This is a genomic window from Paraburkholderia unamae, assembly GCF_003096875.1.
GTDB lineage: Bacteria > Pseudomonadota > Gammaproteobacteria > Burkholderiales > Burkholderiaceae > Paraburkholderia > Paraburkholderia unamae.
In genome coordinates this window covers 178,808-193,248 of record NZ_QEOB01000016.1, presented here as the reverse complement: position 1 = coordinate 193,248, position 14,441 = coordinate 178,808, and the positions used below count along the sequence as shown (strand labels likewise).

The window sequence follows — 14,441 nt, the reverse complement described above, 5'->3', positions numbered from 1 at the left end:
ACGCACCGGGAGAAAATCATGGGTCCGCAACTGCTCGTCGATACTTCGTCGCTGATCAATCGCCTCGACACGCCGATCGCGCGCGGCAGCGCACCGGCCAGCGAGCGCACCGGCCAGGTGAAGGCGCTCGTCACGGGCGCGTTGCTGTTTCTGCCCTTCCTCGCCGCTTACGTCGCATTGTCCAGCCGCCAATAAGCAGGGCGGGACGAAGCTGATGACGCTCCTCGCATCGCAATGGATGGCGGCACGCCCGCAGGAAGCGCTGATGCCCTTCCTTTCTTCGGCTCACGCCGTCGCCCAGTTCGTTCATGCCCGGCACGGATGGCTCGTCAGCTTCGAGGCTGCGCGCTTTTGCACGGCGTTTTCGGTGGCGGTGGTCATCGGCGTCTACTTTCTGCTTGACAGGCTATAACGCCATCAACCTTTCTCGTTCCATGTTCAAACCTGACCCGCCGCGCGCCCGCATGAGGCAACCGGTCAACCCCGACAGCCTGCTTGCCGGGATCGTCGAGCGTCACAACCATCTGTATCTCGACGTGGCGATGTGCGTGGGGATCGTGGTGCTGGTGGGTTGCATGGTCGTCGGGGCGCGCGCGCTGGACGACTGGCTTCCCCTCGCCATGCTGATCCGGTAATTCGTTCGCAGTGCGTAGGCTGGCCTTTCGCCTCAGCGACGGCCTCCCGCAAGCCGCGTTGCTTCGGGATGACGCCTCAAGCGCAGCATCGCCACGCAGCCGAGCGCCGGTCCGATGGCCAGCATGCCGAAGCCGCCCCGCCAGCCAAGCCACGCCACCACGTAAGGCACGAGATGGATGCTCACCAGCGTGAGCAGAAACCCCGCGCAGGTTTGCGCTGTGAGCAGCGTGCCGACCGAAGCCGGATCGGCCAGCTCGGCCACGCTTGCCGAGAACTGCGCCGAATCGGCGATCACCGAAACGCCCCATACGAGCGCGACCGCGCCCATCACGAAGAGCGGCGCGCCCGCGAGCCAGCCCATTAGCGCCGCGCACGTGGCGCTCGTCGCCATGGCGCCCACCGTGACGGCCGTGCGGCCCACGCGGTCAGCGAGCACGCCCCCGAGCCACGCGCCCGCCGCGCCGATCGCGATCACGGCAAACGTCATCCATTCGGCGCGCGTGCGCGCGTTGGCCACGCCGCGTGCGGCCAGCGTTTCCTGGAGAAACAACGCGAGCCATGCCCACATCGCGTACAACTCCCACATGTGGCCGAGGTAGCCGAGATTGGCCAAGCGCAACGCGGGACGCCGCCAGGCCTGCGTGACCTTCGCGAAGTCGATGCGCGTCGCGCGGCGAATGTTCGGCCCGATCCCCGCGAAGCCGATGAGCCCGGCCGCACACGCCGCACACGCCGCTGCGACGCCGTAGATCGTGCGCCAGTCGAGTCCGCCCGTGGCGGCGAGCAGATGCGGGCTCGCCGAGCCGAGCGTGAGCGCGCCCACGAGCAACCCGACCAGCAGCCCGAGGTCGCCCTGCGCCCACGTAGCCGCGAGCCGCATGCCGACCGGGTACACACCCGCCATGCACATGCCGGTAATGAAGCGCAGCGCGATGACCGCGCCGCCAACGGGCGGCAGGAAAGCAAGCGCCGCCGTGGCCGCGGCCGCCACGAGCGCGGAGCCCGCCAGCAAGCGGCGCAGATCGTAGCGGTCAGGCAAAGAGAGCAGCGCCGAGGTGACGGTGCCCGCCACGAAACCGAACTGCACCGCGCTCGTGAGCAGAGCCTCGTCGAATGCGGCAATGGCGTGCGCCTGCTTGATGACGGCGACCACGGTGCTCGACGAGAACCACACGCCCATGGCCGCGACCTGCGCGAGCAGCAGCAAGGCAAGCGATGCGGCCTTGCCGCGCGGCGCCGTTGCGGGTTCGGGCGGGCGCATTTCGTCGGAGGAATGGGCGCCTGCGGTAGCCTGGGGCGGCGGGCGCGCCACGTTCAGGCCGCCGCCGCGTGCGCCTGAGCGAGCACGCGATGAAACGCGCGGCCGAACCAGATCAGGCCGTCGCGCCCGCCCACCATGCGCGCGGCCTTGATCTCGCAGAAAAACACGGTGTGGGTGCCCACTTCGGTCACGCGCGTGATGCGGCAATCGAACGAACTCACCGCGCCGCGCAGCGCGGGCGCGCCGGTTTCGAGCCGGTACCAGTCGCCGCACGCGAAACGCTCGTCGAGCGCCATGTCCTTCGTGGCGAAGCGCGTGGCCACCTCGCGCTGTTCGGCGGCCAGCACGTTCACGCACAGGTGGCCGTTCGCGCGCATGATCGCGTTGTTGCGGCTCGCGCGGTTGATGCACACGAGCAGCGTGGGCGGCTCGTCGGTCACGCCGCACACGGCCGAGGCCGTGCAGCCCGCGCGGCCCGCCTCGCCGTCGGTGGTGACGATGTTCACGGCGGCCCCAAGGCCCGTCATGGCGTCGCGAAAGAAGGATTTGTCGATCATGTTCTTGCCCGCTTGCCGCGGTCTCCTCGTAGCGGGAATTCAGTGTTCGCCGTTTGCGCGCGCGCCGCGATACCAGGCGCCCACGTGCGTCGCCGGCAGGCGCGCGCCATGAAAGAGTTTCTCGCGCAGCGTGCCTTCGCGATACCCGGTTTTGTACGCGCCGCGTTCCTGCAACGCCGGCACCAGTAGTTCGATCACGTCGTCGAAGCACTCCGGCACGACCGTGCGCGAGAGATTGAAACCATCCACACCGGCCTGTTCGCTCCACTCGATCAAGGTCTGCGCAATGCGCGCAGCCGACCCCACCCACGGCGCCTGGCGGCTGCCGAGCACCATCTGTTCGAGCAGTTTGCGGCGCGTCCATTGCGGACCGGCGCTGCGCGTCACGGCTTCGACATTCGAAACGACGGCCTGGCTCTTGCCGGTGTCGATGGGCTCGTCGAGATCGTAGCGCGCGAAGTCGATGCCAAGCGACGCGGCCGCATGCACGAGCGCCGCTTCGGAACTCACGTAGCGGCGATACTCCTCGAACTTCTCGCGCGCTTCGTCGTCCGTGCGCGCGACGATGAGCGTCGCGCCGAGAAAGACCTGGATATCGTCGGCCGCGCGCCCGGACTGCACCGCCTGGGCGCGAATGTCGCCCACGATCTCCTTCACGCCCTCCATCTTCTGGCCGTTCACGAACACGCACTCGGCATGCGTCGCGGCAAAGCGGCGGCCGCGCGTGGACGACCCTGCCTGATAGAGCACCGGCGTGCGCTGCGGCGAGGGCGCGCACAGATGCATCGCGTCCACCTTGTATTGCGGGCCGCGATGATGGATCGCGCGCACGCGCGCGGGATCGGCGTAGCGGGCCGTCGCGCGGTCCGCGATGACGGCTTCATCGTCCCAGCTTCCTTCCCAGAGCTTGTAGACGACCTCCATGTATTCGTCGGCGAGATCGTAGCGGTCGTCGTGCGCCATCTGGGCGTCGATGCCGATGGCGCGCGCCGCGCTGTCGAGATAGCCGGTGACGATATTCCAGCCGATGCGCCCGCCCGTGAGATGGTCCAGCGTGGACATGCGCCGCGCAAACAGGAACGGCTGCTCGTAGACGAGATTGGCGGTCACACCGAAGCCGAGATGCCGCGTGACGGCGGCCATCGCCGGGATGACGAGCGTGGGGTCGTTCACCGGCACCTGGACCGCGCCGCGCAGCGCGGCATCGGCATTGCCGCCGTAGACGTCGTACACGCCCAGCACGTCGGCGAAGAAAATGCCGTCGAAAAGCCCGCGTTCGAGCTTCTTCGCGTAGTCCGTCCAGTACTGAAGCTCCGTATAGCGGCTCGACTGGTCGCGCGGATGCGTCCACAAGCCTTGCTGGATGTGGCCCACGCAGTTCATGTCGAACGCGTTCAGACGGATTTCACGTGGCATGTCGGCTCCTGTTCGGCGCGCATGGCGGTTTGGCGACCTCGCGATTGCCATCTACTATAGTGGACGAATGAACACTCATGAAAACGGATTGACTCCGGGTTAACCTGAGTGCCCGACGCTGAGTGCCCGGCGGCCCTGCCCCACAGCGCGGCGCGAGCACGACCGTATAATCGACCGCCTCCCGCCCGCCGCGAACGCCGACCGAAATCCCAATCTCACGCCAACAGCCCAGGCATGAACCGACCGCTCACCGACCCCACTTCCGCCATCTCCACGCGCGTGCGCATCGAGCGCGAATCGCGCGGCTGGTCGCTTTCGGACATGGCCGAGCGCTCGGGCGTATCGAAGGCCATGATCAGCAAGATCGAGCGCGGCGAGGCGAGCCCCACCGCCACCGTGCTCGGGCGGCTTTCGGGCGCGTTCGGCTTGCAGCTTTCCATGCTGCTCTCGCTGGCCGAGCAGACGGGCGAGCGCCTGAGCCGCGCCGCCGATCAGCCAGTGTGGCAAGACCCCGAAACGGGCTACACGCGCCGGGCCGTCTCGCCGCGCAACGGCGGCATGCTCGAACTCGTGGAGATCGAACTGCCGCCCGGCGTGCGTGTGACGTATCCGGCCTCGGCATTCGCCTTCCAGTATCAGCAGATCTGGGTGCGCAGCGGCACGCTGGTTTTCGAGGAAGGCGAGCAGGTTCACACACTCGAAGCGGGCGATTGCCTGCAACTGGGACCGCCCTCGGCTTGCGCTTTTTTCAATCCCGGCACGGTGCAGTGCGTCTATACGGTGGCGCTGGTGCGCCGCTGAATGCGAGCAATCGCAAAACCGCGCCGCGCCTCCCATCGCTGAAACAGCGCGTCTGACGAGGATTAGCGCCCATCCGGCACGTCGCCCCAATGCGAGTAGCCGAATGTGAGCATTTGCTTATATTCTGAAGTCCTCACGCGGCAATGGCACAGGGCCGCCGCCACACCCTGAGAGACTGACGATGAACGACGTGATACACGCCATGAAGCTCAATCACCTGAGCTTCCCCTCCTCCGACACGGCCGCGACCGCCGCCTTCTTCGAACGCCACCTGGGCTTCACCATAGCGGGCGCGTGGGACCAGTCGTATATCCTCAAGCGCCCCGGCTACGACGTGGTGATCGACCACGTGAGCGATGGCGCGCCCGCCTGGCCCAAAGCGTTTCATCTGGGCTTCGAACTGCCGGACCTCGACGCCGTGCGCGCACTGTATGAGCGCTTTTCGGCGGAGGGCGTGCAGATGGAAACGGGCATTTTCAACAACGGCCGTGGCTCGCGCTTCTTTTGCCGTGCGCCGGGCGGCGTGATGTTCGAACTGAATACGCGGGCGGACGCTGCGCCGGAGTATCGCGGTACGTTCGACAACTGAGTCGGGCATAACCGGAAATCGCTGCGGGCTTCTCGTTCTTTTAGTTAGTCATGCTATTGAATCGACGAAGCCGCCTTTGCAATCTCTCATGGAGAGCAATATGAATATCCTGACCTCGCCGCCCCTCGCACCGCTGCTGGCACGCCTTTTCGATGAAGCGGCGGCTTTTTCGCCGGCAGACATTCCTGGTCTCGCCGCGCTCCCGGCAGACGAACGCAACCGGCTCATGCGTAGCAAGACCGAATATCTCGACCTCTATGGCCGGCTCAAGGATGTCGCGCTCCCGGTTTCGCGCGAAACGGGCGTGCTGCTCTACATGCTGGCGCGCGCTCGCCGCGCGCGGACGATCGTCGAGTTCGGCACCTCGTTCGGCATCTCGACGCTCCACCTCGCCGCCGCGCTGCGCGAGAACGGCGGCGGCCGCCTGATCACGTGCGAGTTCGAGCCATCCAAGGTGACGCGGGCGCGCGCGAATTTGACGGCAGGCGGCCTTGCCGATCTCGTTGAGATCCGCGAAGGCGACGCCTTGCAGACGTTGAGCGCCGATCTGCCCGAGTCGATCGACTTGCTGCTGCTCGACGGAGCGAAGGCGCTGTATGGCGACATTCTGGGTCTTGTGGAGCCGTACCTCGCACCCGGCGCGTTCATCGTGGCCGATAACGCCGACTACAGCCCCGAGTATCTCGCCCGCGTGCGGGAGCCCGCGAACGGTTACATGTCGATACCGTTCGCGGCGGAAGTGGAGTTGTCGATGCGGGTGGGGTGAAAGTCAGGCCGCCAGCCGCCCCTTCACCACCCGCCCCCGCTGCAACACATACTCGATGCGCTCGCCGTCACCGGCCACGACGCCGATGTCGGCGAGCGGATTGCCGTCGAGCACCAGCACGTCGGCAATCGCCCCCGCCGCGATCACACCCAGTTCGCCCTTCATGTTGACGATATCGGCGGCCACGCTCGTGGCAGAGCGCAGTGCCTCCAGGTTGCCGAGCACCTCAGCGCGAATGCGGAATTCGCCGGTCTGGAACGCATGCATCTCGCCCAGCAGGTCCGAGCCGAAGCCCATCGGCACGCCGGCCTTCGCATAGATTTCCAGCGATTCGCGCCCCTTTTGCTGCACCGAGGCCACCTTCGCCACGGAATCCGGCGGCAGGCCGAACTGCGCGCCGTGCTTGGCCAGCGCGTCGTAGGTCACGAGCGTGGGCACCACGAAGGCGCCGAACTCGCGCATCACCTGCGCCGCCGCTTCGTCCACGAGGTTGCCGTGCTCGATCGTGCGCACGCCGCAACGCACCGCGCGCGCAATCGCCCGGCCCGTGTAGGCGTGCGCCATCACGTAGGTGTTGGCCGCTTCGGCTTCATCGACGATCGCGCGGATTTCGTCTTCGGAATACTGCGTGTTGTTGATGGGGTCCGTGGGCGAGGCCACGCCGCCCGAGGCCATGATCTTGATCTGCGTGGCGCCCTTCTGGATTTCCTCGCGCACGGCAAGCCGCACGCCCTCCACGCCGTCCACCACGCGCGCGATCGCGCCCGTGCGGAAGCAGCATGAGCACGGCTCCAGCAGGTCGCCGCGCGGGCGGAAATCGCCGTGGCCGCCCGTTTGCGAAAGCGCCTTGCCCGAGGGGAAGATGCGCGGCCCGCGCACGAGGCCCGTTTCCACGGCCTGCATCAGGCCCCAGTCGGCGCCGCCGGCATCGCGCACACTCGTGAAGCCGCGCGACAACATGGCGTCGAGTATCGGCAGCGAGCGAATCGCCGCGAGGATATTGGGCTGCACGGCGTTCGCACCGAGATTCGCGTTCGAGGCCAGCACGTGCACGTGGCAATCGATGAAGCCCGGCATCACCGTCTTGCCGCGCACGTCCACCACCTGCGCGTTCGGCAGGTCGAGCGGGCGATCGGTGACTTCCACGATGCGCTCGCCGTCGATCACGACGTGATGATGGTCGAGCAGCACACCTCGTTCGAGATCGAGTACGTTGCCGCCTTTGAGAACAGTGATTGTCATTGTCTGGATTCCTTATTGATACTTTCAGTTCGCGCGCCGTGCATCCTTCACGTAGAAGGTGCCCACCAGGCTGATTGCGGCCGCAACGATCACATAGAGCGCGGGCGCCATGTTGCTGCCGGTGCGCGCGATCAGCCAAGTGATCAGGAACGGCGCGAAGCCGCCGAAGATCGTGACCGCGAAGTTGTAGGCGACCGAAAGGCCGGTGGACAGCACCTTGGTGGGGAACAGCTCGGCGAACGCGGCGAGGATCGGGCCGGTATAAGCCGCGATCAGCACGCCGAACACGGCCTGGAACACGATGAGCGAGGCGAAGCCCGGCGCGCGATTGATCCACGCGAACATGGGCCACGCGAGCACGAGAATGGCGAACGCCGCGCCGCTCAGGAACACGCGCCGGCCCCACACGTCGGCGAGCTTGCCGATAACGGGCGAGCCGCACATGATCATGAACCCGCTCACCATGCCGGCCGCGAAGCCCGTGGATTGCGGCAGATGCAGCGTGCGCACCGAATAGGTCGGCATGTAGAAGAGCAGCACGTAGGTGCACACCGTCCACAGAATGACCATCGAAAAACTCGCGAAGGTTTCGCGCGGGAAGCGCGCGAACACTTCCTTGAGCGGCGAGTTGTCCTTCGCCTGGGCTTCCACGGCGCTGAACGCGGGCGTTTCGTCCATGTGGCTGCGAATGAAGTAGCCGACCGGGCCCACGAGAATGCCGATCAGGAACGGCAGACGCCAGCCCCAGCTATGCAGCGAAGCGGCGTCGAGCGACGACGTCACGAAGGTGCCCGTGGCCGCGCCCAGCAGCACAGCGAAGCCGATGCTCGACTGGATCCAGCTCGAATAGTAGGCGCGCTTGCCGGGTGGCGCGTACTCGGTGAGGAACGCTGTCGCGCCGCCCATTTCGCCGCCCGCGGAAAAGCCCTGGATCAGACGGGCCACCACGATCAGCAACGGCGCGGCAATACCCGCCTGCTCGTAAGTGGGCGCGAGGCCGATGAGCGCGGTGCCGAACGCCATCAGCAAGATGGTGAGCGAGAGCGCCGCCTTGCGGCCCACCTTGTCGGCGTAGACGCCGAGCACGATGCCGCCCACAGGGCGCATGACGAAGCCCACGCCGAAGGTCGCCACCGTGAGCAGGACAGAGGTCAGCTCGTTGCCGGTGGGAAAGAACAGCTTCGCGATGATGACCGCGAAGAAGCTGTACACCGTGAAGTCGAACCATTCGAGCCCGTTGCCGAGCACGGTCGCGATGATGGCGCGGCGGCGCTGCCGGGCGCTCGTCGTCAAGGCGTCGTGCGCGACGCCGGGTGAAAGCGTTCCTTGCATGGTTCCTCCCTCGTTTCCGTCATGCCCATCATGCTAATGACAGCCCGATTAAATTCTGAAACGAAAGATTCGCATGCTTGCATGCGCCAGGCGCATGCGAAACGCTCATGCGGCGCGCTCACGCCACCGTCTGCCTCTCCGCCTGTTCGAACAGCCAGCGCGTGAACAGACGCGCCGCCTGGTTCTGCGCGCGATCGTTGGGCGAGATCACGTAATAGCCCCCGCCGTGGCTCGCCGAACTCGTGCCCACGCGCACGAGCAAGCCCTCCTCGATGCATGCGTCGACCATGTAGCGCCAGCCAAGCGCGATGCCCTGACCGAGAATGGCCATCTGCACGAGTTGCGGATAATGATTGATCGTGATGCCCGCCGGGCTCTTTGGCATGGTCACGCCGTTGAGGTCGAACCATTCGGGCCACGACATCCACTGGCGCTGGCCGTCTTCGAGCAGCAGCAGGGCCTCGGCGGCGAGGTCGGCGGGCGCGAGTTCGCGGCCCGCCAGATAGCGCGGCGAGCAAACGGGAAACACCTCTTCGTTGAACAGGCGCCGCGCGGTGAAATGCGCGGGCGCCTGCTGGCGCACGTAGTACACGCCTACATCGAACTCGGCGGGCGACATCGAGGCGAGGCCGTCGCGCACGATCAGGCGCAGCTTGATGTTGGGATACGCCGCGCGAAACGCGGGCAGGCGCGGCGTAAGCCAGAGCACGGCCACGCCCGAGGAGCACGCAATGGTCAGTTCGAGCTCGCCGTAGTGCTTCATCACGTCGAGCGTCGCTTCGGCGCATTGCGTAAGGAGCCGGTGCACCTGCGCCGCATACTGCTCGCCCGCCATCGTGAGGCGCAGCGAGCGGTGCTCGCGCACGAACAGCGAGCGGCCGAGAAACTCTTCGAGCTGCTGGATCTGGCGGCTGATCGCGCTTTGCGTGAGATGCAGTTCGGCGGCGGCGCGCGTGAAGCTCGCATGGCGCACAGCGGCTTCGAAGGCGACGAGACAAGGCAACGGGGGCAAGGGCGTGATGCGCATGGGATCACCTGGGCGGATCGGGTCACGCAGATGTTGCCATACATAGCGCAGCGGCCAACCCGCTGCACGAACCAGGTTGGACGTGCCTCATGCGAAAAAAACTTACTATTGCGTTGAATCTCCAGGCTTTCGCCCCGCAGGGGGCGGCGGCCCGGCTGCATGTCTTCCCGGCCAGGTCGCGCGCGCGACCGTGGCAATTGACCAGGCATCAAACCAGGAGGGGCGAAGATGAGTTCAGCTGAGAGTGCGGCTTCCGTCGCGAACGCAGCGCCCTGGCACGCCATGCCGGCCGGGCAGGTCGAACGCCAGCTCAACGTCGACCCGTCGCAGGGGCTCGACGCGCAGGACGCAGCGAGTCGCCTCGGCACCTACGGGCCGAACCTGCTGCCCCAGGGCAAGAAAAGCGGGCCGCTCGCGCGCCTGCTCGCCCAGTTCAACAATGTCCTCATCTATGTGCTGCTCGCGGCCGGCTTCATCAAGCTGATGCTGAACCTGTGGCTGGACGCGTCGATCATCTTCGCGGTCGTCATCCTCAACTCGCTGCTGGGCTTCCTCCAGGAGGGGCGCGCGGAAAAGGCGCTCGACTCGATCCGCAACATGCTTTCCGCCGAGGCGCGGGTGCTGCGCGAGGGAGCCGTGCGCCTCGTGCCCGCCGACGAGGTGGTGCCCGGCGACATCGTGCTGCTGGAATCGGGCGACCGGATTCCGGCCGACATTCGCCTCGTCGAGGCGCGCAACCTGCGCACCGAGGAGGCCGCGCTCACGGGCGAATCCGTTCCCGCCGAAAAGAGCACGGCAGTGATGCCCGCGCAAGCCACGGTGGGCGACCGCGAAAACATGGCGTTTTCCGGCACGATGGTCCTTTCGGGCCGCGCTACCGGCATTGTCGTGGCGACGGGAAGCCAGACGGAGCTGGGACGTATCAACCAGATGCTGGCCGAAGTCAGCGCGCTCGAAACGCCGCTGCTACGGCAGATCAAGAAGTTTGGTTACGTCATTACCATCGCCATCGGCATCATCAGCGTGCTGCTGTTCGCCTGGGGCCACTGGCTCGGGCACATGACTTTCATCCAGTTGTTCCAGGCCGTGGTGGGCATCGCCGTGTCGGTGATACCGGAGGGCCTGCCCGCGCTCATCACCATCACGCTCGCCATCGGCGTGCAGCGCATGGCGAAGCGCAACGCCATCATCCGGCGCCTGCCCGCCGTCGAAACGCTCGGCTCCGTCTCGCGCATCTGCTCCGACAAAACGGGCACGCTCACGCTCATGGAGATGATGGTGACTTCCGTGGTGACGGCCGACGCGCCCTATACGGTAACCGGCGACGGCTACGCGCCCGAAGGCGAGGTCAAGGCCGACGGCAAGCCGCTCGATGCCGCGCCGCAGGTGCTCGCGCTCATGGGCCGCGTATCCATTCTGTGCAACGACGCCGGACTGTTCGAGGAAGAAGGCAAATGGAAGGTCGAGGGCGACCCGACCGAAGGCGCGCTCTATCCGTTCGCGGGCAAGCTCGGCATGGACCGCGCCGCGGAAACGGCCGCCGCGCCGCGCATCGACGCCATTCCCTTCGAGTCCGAGCACAAGTTCATGGCCACGCTGAACCGCTCGGCCGAGGGCGAGATGCTGCTCGTGAAGGGCGCGCCCGAAGTCATCATCGACCATTGCGACCGCCAGCAAACCGCTAGCGGCCCCGCCCCGCTCGAGCGCGAGCGCTTCGCACGCGAGGGCGAGCGGCTCGCCTCGCAGGGCGAGCGCGTGCTCGCGCTCGCATGGCTGCCGGAGCCGGGCCTCGCGACGGGCAACCTCGGCCCGCAGGATCTGCCGAAGACGCTCGTGCTGCTCGGCCTCGTGGGCCTCATGGACCCGCCGCGCAAGGAAGCGATCGACGCCGTGCGCGAATGTCACGGCGGCGGCATCCGCGTCACGATGATCACGGGCGATCATAAGGTCACGGCCGCGGCCATCGCGGGCATGCTCGGCATCGGCGACGGCAAGACGGCCGTGGCGGGCACCGAGATCGAGGCGATGAACGACGCCGCGCTCCAGGAATGCGTGCGCAACGTCGATGTGTTCGCGCGCGCGAGCCCGGAGCACAAGCTGCGGCTCGTCAAGGCGATTCAGGCCAACCGGCAGGTGGTCGCCATGACGGGCGACGGCGTGAACGACGCACCGGCGCTCAAGAAGGCCGATATCGGCGTGGCCATGGGCATCAAGGGCACGGAAGTCACAAAAGAAGCGGCGGGCATGATTCTCGCCGACGACAATTTCGCCTCGATTTCCGCGGCGGTGAAGGAAGGGCGCACGGTCTACAACAACATCGAAAAGGCCATGCTGTTCCTGCTGCCCACGAACATCGCGCAGGGCACCGTGATCGCGGTCGCGATCCTGTTCGCCTTTTCGCTGCCCATTACCGCGCCGCAGGTGCTGTGGGTGAACATGGTCACGTCGGTCGCGCTCGGCCTCGTCATCTCGTTCGAGCCGCACGAGCCGGACGTGATGGGCCGCCCGCCGCGCCAGATCGACCGGGCGATCGTCACGCCCTTCGGCATCTGGCGCATCCTCTTTGTCGGCGCGGCGCTCGTGCTCTATACGCTCGCGGCGTTCTTCTGGATGAAGTCGCAAGGCGCCTCGGACCCGCTCGCGCGCACGGCCGCCGTCAACGCCATCACGATGGGCCAGGTCTTTTATCTGCTCAATAGCCGCTCGCGCGTCAACTCGTCGCTCTCCCTGCGGGCGCACAAGGGCAATCCGTATCTCTGGTATGGCATTGGCGGCGTGATCGTGCTGCAACTGCTGTTCACCTACGCCCTGCCGTTCCACGCGATCTTCGAAACCGAAGCGCTGCCGCTTTCGGCCTGGATCTGGCTCGTGGCCGGCGCCGTGCTGTTCTTCTTCGTTGTGGAGCTGGAGAAGTTCGTGATCCGCTCGATCCCGGCGCTCAAGCGTTCGGTCACCCCGCAGCAGCGTAGCGCGAGCGCAAGGTCGTACCATGACGCGTAAGATCGCTTCGATGAGCTGAATTATCCTTGCCGTCCTGCCCAGAGAGGACCCATTGCCATGCTGCCCGGTGCTAACCTGAATCTGCTGGAGATTATCGGATTGCTGGTCGGGGGCCTCGCCCTGTTCCTGTTCGGGCTGGACCTCATGACGGGGGCGCTCAAGACCATAGCGGGCCCGCGCCTCCAGTCGCTGCTGGGCTCGCTCACCGCCAACCGCTTTCGCGGCGTGCTGGCAGGCGCGGGCATCACGGCGCTCCTGAACTCCTCGACCATCACCACGGTCTTGCTGGTGGGCTTCGTCTCCGCGCGGCTCATGACGCTCCAGCAGGCGGTCCCCATGATCATGGGCGCCAACATCGGCTCGACGCTCACCGCGCAGATCATCGCCTTCAACATCTCGGCGATCACGCCATACATGCTCGGCGGCGGGTTCCTGCTGTACAGCTTCGCGAAGCGCGAGATGGTGCGCGAGTTCGGCGGCGCGCTGCTCGGCCTGGGCCTTCTCTTTCTCGGCATCGAGATGATGGGCAACGCCACGCGGCCCTTGCGCGATTACCAGCCGTTCATCGACGCCATGCAGAACATGCGCAATCCGTTGATCGGCATTGTGATCGGCGCGGTGTTCACGGCCATCGTGCAAAGCTCGGCGGCCACGCTCGCCATCGTCATCGCGCTCGGCAGCCAGGGGTTGATTCCGCTCGAATCGGGCATTGCGCTCATACTCGGCGCCAATGTGGGCACCTGCGGCACGGCGCTGCTCGCGTCGATCGGCAAGTCGGCGGAGGCCGCGCAGGTGGGCATCGTCCACCTGTTGTTCAATGTGATAGGCGTGCTGTTCTTCGCCTTCGTGATTCCACAGTTCGCCGATTTCATCCGTATGATCTCGCCCTCCGCGCCCGAGCTGACGGGCGCGGCGCGGCTCGCGGCCGAAACGCCGCGGCAGGCCGCGAATGCGCATACGGTGTTCAGCGTGTTCAGCACCTTCGTGCTGATCTGGTTCACCGGGCCCATCGGCAAGATCGCCGAACGCCTCGCGCCCGCGGCGCGCGAGGGATGGCAGGACCCGGGCGTGCCGCGCTACCTCGACGAGACGCTCGTCGAAATGCCGGCGCTCGCCATTGCCCGCGTGCAGCTCGAACTGGCTTCGCTTGGCAAGCAGGTGCAGGTGCTGGTCGAGCATAGCGCGAGGCTCGTGGTCGAAAGCTCCACGCAGGCACTCTCCACGCTCACGAACGAAGACAAGGCGGCGGACACGCTCAGCACCGCCGTGCTCACCTATATCGGCAAGCTCTCTGACTCGGTGCAGAGCGACGACGAAGGGCGTCAGGTCGTGGACCTCGCGCGAATCGCCACTTGCCTCGACGCGATTCGCGAAGTCGCCACGACGAGCATGCTCGCGCTGAGCCAGCGGCGAGTCGCGCAAAGCACGGACATGAGCTTCCTGCGCGGGCCGGCGATGATCGATTTCGCGACTTCGGTGATCGAGCATTTCACGCTCGCCGTGCAAACGGTCTCGCATCCCGATGCCGATGTCGCGACGCGCATCGTCAACGCCAAGGCCGATATCGAGGCGCTGTCCGACCAGGCGCGGCAGAGCGTCATGTCCGCGGTGCAGTTGCGCAACGAAGGCGCCGCCTTCGCGTTCCGCTTCGCCAACGACATGATCGAGCAGCTCAACGAAGTGGCGCGGCTGTCGCGCGCCATCGCCAAGGCCACGCGCTGGCTGCACGACGTGAAGGTGGCCGATCCGGAATCGGATGCGCAGCCGGAACCGGCGGCAGAAACCGCGTAAGCGGCTGTGTGTGTGAGGGTGCG

14 protein-coding genes are annotated in these 14,441 nt (G+C 66.3%); 8 read left to right on the top strand and 6 right to left on the bottom strand.

The genetic code is table 11. The features are described 5' to 3' along the window. The first annotated feature begins 18 nt into the window (after positions 1-18). Genes C7402_RS47150 through C7402_RS47145 form a run of 3 tightly spaced genes read left to right on the top strand, consistent with a single transcriptional unit; the run spans position 19 to position 635 of the window. A complete protein-coding gene (locus C7402_RS47150) occupies positions 19-195 on the top strand; it encodes a hypothetical protein (protein WP_165842027.1) in 177 nt (58 codons plus the stop codon). Between the two features lie 19 nt (positions 196-214). After that, the gene (locus tag C7402_RS30360; protein WP_116613257.1) at positions 215-412 is read left to right on the top strand and encodes a hypothetical protein; all 198 of its coding nucleotides are present in this window, start codon (positions 215-217) and stop codon (positions 410-412) included. Between the two features lie 52 nt (positions 413-464). After that, the gene (locus C7402_RS47145) at positions 465-635 is read left to right on the top strand and encodes a hypothetical protein (RefSeq protein ID WP_165842026.1); all 171 of its coding nucleotides are present in this window, start codon (positions 465-467) and stop codon (positions 633-635) included. A 32-nt stretch (positions 636-667) separates the two neighbouring features. On the opposite strand, the gene C7402_RS30350 is transcribed toward C7402_RS47145, so the two are convergent. The 3 genes from C7402_RS30350 to C7402_RS30340 are packed head-to-tail and all read right to left on the bottom strand — an operon-like array spanning position 668 to position 3,870. Continuing rightward, complete coding sequence (locus C7402_RS30350; protein ID WP_116613255.1) at positions 668-1,897, bottom strand: MFS transporter; 1,230 nt, start codon at positions 1,895-1,897, stop codon at positions 668-670. A gap of 53 nt (positions 1,898-1,950) precedes the next feature. Continuing rightward, on the bottom strand, positions 1,951-2,454 hold the full coding sequence (locus C7402_RS30345) for a flavin reductase (protein WP_116613254.1): 504 nt from the start codon (positions 2,452-2,454) through the stop codon (positions 1,951-1,953). 39 nt (positions 2,455-2,493) lie between these two features. Then, positions 2,494-3,870, bottom strand: coding sequence for an LLM class flavin-dependent oxidoreductase (locus tag C7402_RS30340; RefSeq protein ID WP_116613253.1), 1,377 nt, complete (start codon positions 3,868-3,870; stop codon positions 2,494-2,496). A gap of 234 nt (positions 3,871-4,104) precedes the next feature. Between C7402_RS30340 and C7402_RS30335 the strand changes: the two genes are divergently transcribed. The 3 genes from C7402_RS30335 to C7402_RS30325 all read left to right on the top strand — a co-directional run bounded on the left by C7402_RS30335 (position 4,105) and on the right by C7402_RS30325 (position 6,026). After that, positions 4,105-4,671: a helix-turn-helix domain-containing protein gene (locus C7402_RS30335; protein ID WP_116613252.1), complete on the top strand. Its 567-nt coding sequence runs from the start codon at positions 4,105-4,107 to the stop codon at positions 4,669-4,671. Positions 4,672-4,873: 202 nt separating this feature from the next. Beyond that, the gene (locus C7402_RS30330) at positions 4,874-5,260 is read left to right on the top strand and encodes a VOC family protein (protein ID WP_116613302.1); all 387 of its coding nucleotides are present in this window, start codon (positions 4,874-4,876) and stop codon (positions 5,258-5,260) included. A 100-nt stretch (positions 5,261-5,360) separates the two neighbouring features. Then, positions 5,361-6,026, top strand: a complete 666-nt coding sequence (locus tag C7402_RS30325) for an O-methyltransferase (RefSeq protein ID WP_116613251.1) — start codon at positions 5,361-5,363, stop codon at positions 6,024-6,026. A 3-nt stretch (positions 6,027-6,029) separates the two neighbouring features. On the opposite strand, the gene C7402_RS30320 is transcribed toward C7402_RS30325, so the two are convergent. From C7402_RS30320 to C7402_RS30310, 3 genes are all read right to left on the bottom strand, one after another. Beyond that, positions 6,030-7,268: a metal-dependent hydrolase family protein gene (locus C7402_RS30320; protein WP_116613250.1), complete on the bottom strand. Its 1,239-nt coding sequence runs from the start codon at positions 7,266-7,268 to the stop codon at positions 6,030-6,032. Between the two features lie 24 nt (positions 7,269-7,292). After that, positions 7,293-8,600 (bottom strand): MFS transporter, encoded by a 1,308-nt coding sequence (locus C7402_RS30315; protein WP_116613249.1) that lies wholly within the window; start codon positions 8,598-8,600, stop codon positions 7,293-7,295. A 118-nt stretch (positions 8,601-8,718) separates the two neighbouring features. Beyond that, a complete protein-coding gene (locus C7402_RS30310; protein ID WP_116613248.1) occupies positions 8,719-9,627 on the bottom strand; it encodes a LysR substrate-binding domain-containing protein in 909 nt (302 codons plus the stop codon). 228 nt (positions 9,628-9,855) lie between these two features. On the opposite strand from C7402_RS30310, the gene C7402_RS30305 reads away from it, so the two are divergent. Both C7402_RS30305 and C7402_RS30300 read left to right on the top strand, forming a co-directional pair. Continuing rightward, positions 9,856-12,627 (top strand): cation-translocating P-type ATPase, encoded by a 2,772-nt coding sequence (locus C7402_RS30305; protein ID WP_116613247.1) that lies wholly within the window; start codon positions 9,856-9,858, stop codon positions 12,625-12,627. Between the two features lie 57 nt (positions 12,628-12,684). Further along, complete coding sequence (locus tag C7402_RS30300) at positions 12,685-14,418, top strand: Na/Pi cotransporter family protein (protein ID WP_112173569.1); 1,734 nt, start codon at positions 12,685-12,687, stop codon at positions 14,416-14,418. Positions 14,419-14,441: the final 23 nt, after the last annotated feature.

What these genes read in the sequence shown, in the direction of transcription:
- C7402_RS30335 (WP_116613252.1), top strand. Translation starts at nt 4,105, where the DNA reads ATGAACCGACCGCTCACCGACCCCACTTCCGCCATCTCCACGCGCGTG.
- C7402_RS47145 (WP_165842026.1), top strand. Translation starts at nt 465, where the DNA reads ATGAGGCAACCGGTCAACCCCGACAGCCTGCTTGCCGGGATCGTCGAG.
- C7402_RS30310 (WP_116613248.1), bottom strand. Translation starts at nt 9,627, where the DNA reads ATGCGCATCACGCCCTTGCCCCCGTTGCCTTGTCTCGTCGCCTTCGAA.
- C7402_RS30300 (WP_112173569.1), top strand. Translation starts at nt 12,685, where the DNA reads ATGCTGCCCGGTGCTAACCTGAATCTGCTGGAGATTATCGGATTGCTG.
- C7402_RS30320 (WP_116613250.1), bottom strand. Translation starts at nt 7,268, where the DNA reads ATGACAATCACTGTTCTCAAAGGCGGCAACGTACTCGATCTCGAACGA.
- C7402_RS30340 (WP_116613253.1), bottom strand. Translation starts at nt 3,870, where the DNA reads ATGCCACGTGAAATCCGTCTGAACGCGTTCGACATGAACTGCGTGGGC.
- C7402_RS30350 (WP_116613255.1), bottom strand. Translation starts at nt 1,897, where the DNA reads ATGCGCCCGCCCGAACCCGCAACGGCGCCGCGCGGCAAGGCCGCATCG.
- C7402_RS30360 (WP_116613257.1), top strand. Translation starts at nt 215, where the DNA reads ATGACGCTCCTCGCATCGCAATGGATGGCGGCACGCCCGCAGGAAGCG.
- C7402_RS30330 (WP_116613302.1), top strand. Translation starts at nt 4,874, where the DNA reads ATGAAGCTCAATCACCTGAGCTTCCCCTCCTCCGACACGGCCGCGACC.
- C7402_RS30315 (WP_116613249.1), bottom strand. Translation starts at nt 8,600, where the DNA reads ATGCAAGGAACGCTTTCACCCGGCGTCGCGCACGACGCCTTGACGACG.
- C7402_RS47150 (WP_165842027.1), top strand. Translation starts at nt 19, where the DNA reads ATGGGTCCGCAACTGCTCGTCGATACTTCGTCGCTGATCAATCGCCTC.
- C7402_RS30345 (WP_116613254.1), bottom strand. Translation starts at nt 2,454, where the DNA reads ATGATCGACAAATCCTTCTTTCGCGACGCCATGACGGGCCTTGGGGCC.
- C7402_RS30305 (WP_116613247.1), top strand. Translation starts at nt 9,856, where the DNA reads ATGAGTTCAGCTGAGAGTGCGGCTTCCGTCGCGAACGCAGCGCCCTGG.
- C7402_RS30325 (WP_116613251.1), top strand. Translation starts at nt 5,361, where the DNA reads ATGAATATCCTGACCTCGCCGCCCCTCGCACCGCTGCTGGCACGCCTT.